The 4,362-nt window shown below is 59.6% G+C and carries 7 protein-coding genes and 1 pseudogene; 7 read left to right on the forward strand and 1 reads right to left on the reverse strand.

Annotated elements, in window-relative coordinates; all coding sequences use genetic code 11:
• Nucleotides 1-3 precede the first annotated feature (3 nt).
• The 7 genes and pseudogenes from VF515_04385 to arsC all read left to right on the forward strand — a co-directional run bounded on the left by VF515_04385 (nt 4) and on the right by arsC (nt 4,206).
• Entirely contained in the window at nt 4-282 is a 279-nt protein-coding gene (locus tag VF515_04385) for a metalloregulator ArsR/SmtB family transcription factor (protein HEX7406873.1), read from the forward strand.
• Entirely contained in the window at nt 279-1,337 is a 1,059-nt protein-coding gene (locus tag VF515_04390) for a permease (protein HEX7406874.1), read from the forward strand. The genes VF515_04385 and VF515_04390 overlap by 4 nt, the downstream gene beginning before the upstream one ends.
• Nucleotides 1,338-1,356: 19 nt before the next feature.
• On the forward strand, nt 1,357-1,593 hold the full coding sequence (locus VF515_04395; GenBank protein HEX7406875.1) for a thioredoxin family protein: 237 nt from the start codon (nt 1,357-1,359) through the stop codon (nt 1,591-1,593).
• Nucleotides 1,594-1,603: 10 nt separating this feature from the next.
• On the forward strand, nt 1,604-2,008 hold the full coding sequence (locus VF515_04400; GenBank protein ID HEX7406876.1) for an OsmC family protein: 405 nt from the start codon (nt 1,604-1,606) through the stop codon (nt 2,006-2,008).
• Nucleotides 2,009-2,271: 263 nt separating this feature from the next.
• Entirely contained in the window at nt 2,272-2,643 is a 372-nt protein-coding gene (locus tag VF515_04405) for a hypothetical protein (GenBank protein ID HEX7406877.1), read from the forward strand.
• Between the two features lie 72 nt (nt 2,644-2,715).
• Nucleotides 2,716-3,780 (forward strand): annotated as a pseudogene (arsB, locus tag VF515_04410) (ACR3 family arsenite efflux transporter).
• 3 nt (nt 3,781-3,783) lie between these two features.
• The gene (arsC, locus tag VF515_04415; protein HEX7406878.1) at nt 3,784-4,206 is read left to right on the forward strand and encodes an arsenate reductase (glutaredoxin); all 423 of its coding nucleotides are present in this window, start codon (nt 3,784-3,786) and stop codon (nt 4,204-4,206) included.
• Nucleotides 4,207-4,251: 45 nt separating this feature from the next.
• Here arsC and VF515_04420 read toward each other — a convergent pair whose 3' ends face one another.
• On the reverse strand, nt 4,252-4,350 hold the full coding sequence (locus VF515_04420) for a helix-turn-helix domain-containing protein (GenBank protein ID HEX7406879.1): 99 nt from the start codon (nt 4,348-4,350) through the stop codon (nt 4,252-4,254).
• Nucleotides 4,351-4,362 lie beyond the last annotated feature (12 nt).

Raw genomic sequence — 4,362 nt, forward strand, 5'->3', positions numbered from 1 at the left:
ACGATTCTTTCCGCCCTCGCAGAGCCGACCCGGCTCGAAGCCCTCCGGATGGTGTGGGATGGGCAAGAGCATTGTGTTTGCGAATTGATGCAGGCACTCGGCGCTAGCCAGTCCCGAATGTCCCGCCACATGGCGGCTCTCAAAACTGCGGGCCTGCTGGTCGACCGCCGCGATGCTCAATGGGTCCGCTATCGCCGCGCGCCGAATCTTCCTCAAGAGGTCGTTGCGCTTGTCGACGCCGCGCTGGCGATGCCGGCAAATCAGGAAAGGTATGCCGCATGAGCCTCGGCTCCATCACCGAACATGCGCCGGGTGCCAGCCCTTCGACCGCAAAGTGGATTGGAGGGACGATTGCCGCCCTGATTCTGTGGAGCCTCATCTACAGCCAGCTTGTCCCATTTGCGGAATGGGTTGTCGCGTTGACGCCAGTCGACCCGAAGAGCCACCTTGGCGAGGCGATCAGCTTCTTCGCCTACGATACGCCGAAGGTGCTGATGCTGCTCACCCTGGTCGTGTTCGGCATGGGCGTCGTGGGCAGCTTTTTCTCGCCGGAGAAGACCCGGGCGCTCCTCGCCGGAAAGCACGAAGGCGTCGGCAACGTGCTGGCCGCGTCGCTCGGCATCGTTACTCCCTTCTGTTCCTGTTCCGCCGTGCCGCTGTTCATCGGTTTTGTCAGTGCGGGCGTGCCGCTCGGCGTGACTTTTTCGTTCCTAATCTCCGCGCCGATGGTGAACGAGGTGGCGCTGGGACTCCTGTTCGGGCTCGTGGGCTGGAAAGTGGCGCTGACCTATCTCGGCTTCGGCCTCGCCGTCGCCATCGTCTCTGGCTGGGTCATCGGCCGGTTGCACCTCGAGCACTGGTTGGAGGAATGGGTTCGCAACATCCGGTCGAGTGCGGTCGAGCTGCCGCCCGAAGAACTCTCGGCTGTCGATCGCATCAAGGCGGGCATCGACGCCGTGCACGAGATCGTCGGCAAGGTCTGGCCCTGGGTCATCGCCGGCATAGCCACCGGCGCCTTCATCCACGGCTATGTACCTTCGGACCTCCTGGTCTTGATCATGGGGCGGGACGCTTGGTGGTCGGTACCGGCCGCGGTGGTGATCGGAATCCCCATGTATTCCAACGCCGCTGGGATCATCCCCGTGGTTGAGGCACTCATCACCAAAGGTGCTGCGCTCGGCACCGTGCTCGCCTTCATGATGGCGGTGATCGCGTTGTCACTCCCCGAGATGATCATCCTGCGCAAGGTCCTCACGATCCGGCTGATCGCCGTGTTCGTTGGTGTCGTCGGGACCGGCATCCTCGCGGTCGGCTTCCTTTTCAACGCCCTGTTCTAATGACCTACGGAGAAGATCCATGAAAGACATCAAAGTCCTCGGTCCTGGCTGCGGCCGCTGCACCACAACGGCCGAGATGGTGCAGAAGGAAGCCGACAAGCTCGGCATCCCAGTCAAGGTCGAAAAGGTGACTGACTACGCGGCCATCGCCGGTTACGGCATCGCCTCGACGCCGGGGATCGTCATTGACGGCAAGGTGGTGCATGCGGGCGGTCTGCCGAAGTCGGAAGACCTCGCCCGATGGCTGGCGGCTTAAGATGGGACCGATGCTGGAGTATCGCGTTAGCGCCCGTCGAATCGATGCGCATGGAAGTGCCGCCACCACCAAAGACGCGGAGATCGTCCTCGACACGGACATCAACGGCCGGCCGGACGCCTTCAATCCGGCCGAGCTGTTCCTCGCGGCCATTGCCGCTTGCATGATCAAGGGGATAGAGCGGGTGACGCCGATGCTCCACTTTGATCTTCGCGGCGTCGAAATTCACCTTCACGGCGTCCGCCAGGACAGTCCGCCCAAGATGGTCTCTGTCGACTATGAACTCATCGTCGACACGGATGAGGACGATCGGCGTCTCGATCTTCTGCATCAGAATGTTCGCAAGTACGGGACAATCTCCAACACCGTGGCGGCCGCGACGAAGCTCGAAGGCGTGATCAAAAGGAAGACTTGAGTCGTCTTTGTACGCACCCCGAGAGCCACCTCGTCGACCGTATCGGGTGGTTGCCGCGGCTGCCGCAACGCAAAACATATATACGTTGAACAAGGATGAGGAGAGAAAGCGTCATGCCCCCCGCCGCCGTACGCCGATTGCGGACAGGCTCATTCACGCTGTCTCGCATTCTATTCCGCACCAATGTGATTAGCGGAAACACACCAGAAATTCCATTGGGGCTACTTTCGGAACTTGTCGTTGGTCCATGTCGGGTGCTCGGGATGAGCATTCGACGGAAGATTACACCGAAGGAGCTCTCCTGGCTTCCTGATAGTTGGCATGCCGATCTCGCGCAGCCAGCAACTTATTGGAGCAGTCAATTTGATGAGGCGTGGGCTTCGGCACTTCCGGGACTAGCTCTAAAATTCTTGGCAGAAAGGCATTTGAGTTCTTTATTCGTAGTGCCTCCACAAGAACGTTCTCTCCCGCCTTTTAAAGCGGATGAATCAGAATTGAGAGATACCGCCGTCCTGGCCGTAATGGGACTGTTGGCTCGGGAGGAAGATAATTTTCTGCCAAAGCCAACTTACCTAGAGGTGGAATCAGAAATTGCGGCTACTAGCTTTTTTAGCTCTATTCCGGCTTGTTCGTGACCAGACGCCTGAGCGCCTCTTCCGTCAATGAGACTTTTAAAATTACAGATACCGCAGAATGCGAGTCTGACCATGTCTACCTTCGAACGCTACCTCACCGTTTGGGTTGCTCTTTGCATCATTGTTGGGATCGCACTTGGGCACTTCTTTCCCGCGGTATTCCACATCATCGGTTCGGCCGAAATCGCCAAGGTCAACATGCCGGTGGCCATCCTGATCTGGTTGATGATCATCCCCATGCTCGTGAAGATCGATTTTGCGGCGCTGTCGCGGGTCAAGGAACATTGGCGAGGCATCGCGGTCACGCTCTTCATCAACTGGGCCGTAAAACCGTTCTCGATGGCGTTCCTGGGCTGGCTCTTCATCGGCTGGCTGTTCAAGCCCTATCTGCCGGCGGACCAGATCAACAGCTACATCGCCGGCCTCATCCTGCTTGCGGCCGCGCCTTGCACCGCGATGGTGTTCGTCTGGAGCAACCTCTCGGATGGCGAGCCGCATTTCACGTTGAGTCAGGTCGCGCTCAACGACCTGATCATGGTGTTCGCCTTTGCGCCGATCGTGGGACTTCTGCTCGGCCTGTCGGCGATCACCGTGCCGTGGGAGACGTTGCTCCTGTCGGTCGTTCTCTACATCGTGGTGCCGGTGATCATTGCGCAGATCGTTCGACGGAGCGTGATCGCGAGCGGGGGGAGCGATGCGCTCGCGCGGCTGTTGTCCACCCTGCAGCCGGTTTCGCTGGTGGCGTTGCTCGCGACACTGGTTCTTCTGTTCGGCTTCCAGGGCGAGCAGATCCTGGGCCAACCCCTGATCATCGCCATCCTGGCGGTGCCGTCCTGATCCAGGTCTATTTCAATTCGGGGGCTCGCTTATCTGCTCAATCGCGCCGCCGGCGAGGCGCATTGCGTGGCCGCGCCATCAGCCCTCATCGGCGCCAGCAACTTCTTCGAATTGGCCGTTGCCGCCGCGATCAGCCTTTTCGGCTTCAACTCGGGCGCAGCACTGGCGACCGTGGTCGGTGTCCTGATTGAGGTTCCGGTCATGCTGTCGGTGGTGAAGATCGTGAACAGCACTCGTGGCTGGTACGAGGCGGGCGCGACGGTGCGCCAGCGTATCGCGAGCGAGAAGGCAGGGGATTGAGCAGTGGATATCGTGATCTACCACAACCCCGAGTGCGGGACGTCTCGCAATGTTCTGGCGACTATTAAAGCTGCAGGCTTCACGCCGACGGTGATCGAATATTTAAAGGCCGGATGGAGCAAACCCCAGCTTCAAGGCCTCTTCGCAGCAGCCGGGCTTACGCCGCGTACGGCGCTTCGCGGGACGAAGTCGCCTGCCGCGGAACTGGGTCTCCTCGACGAGGGCGTGTCCAACGAGGCCATCCTCGACGCCATGATCGAGTATCCGATACTTGTGAACCGCCCGATCGTCTGCACGCCCAAGGGCGTCCGGCTATGTCGTCCGAGCGAAACGGTTCTCGACCTACTCGATCGTTTCCCGCCGGGGCCGTTCCATAAAGAAAATGGAGAATTGCTCATCGATCATGATGGGCGCCGCGTTGGCTGAACTGAACTTCGCGTTCGAGGAGGCGAATCCGCGAAACGCTAATCTTCAACGGTCAATATGGTATCGGCGCATTTTCTCCCACAAGTTCTTGCGAGAGATTCCAAGAAACTGAGCCGTCTTGGAAATTGCCCAGTCGTTACGCACGAGAGCTTCCAG

This window comes from Candidatus Binatia bacterium (assembly GCA_036382395.1).
Lineage (GTDB): Bacteria > Desulfobacterota > Binatia > HRBIN30 > HRBIN30 > JAGDMS01.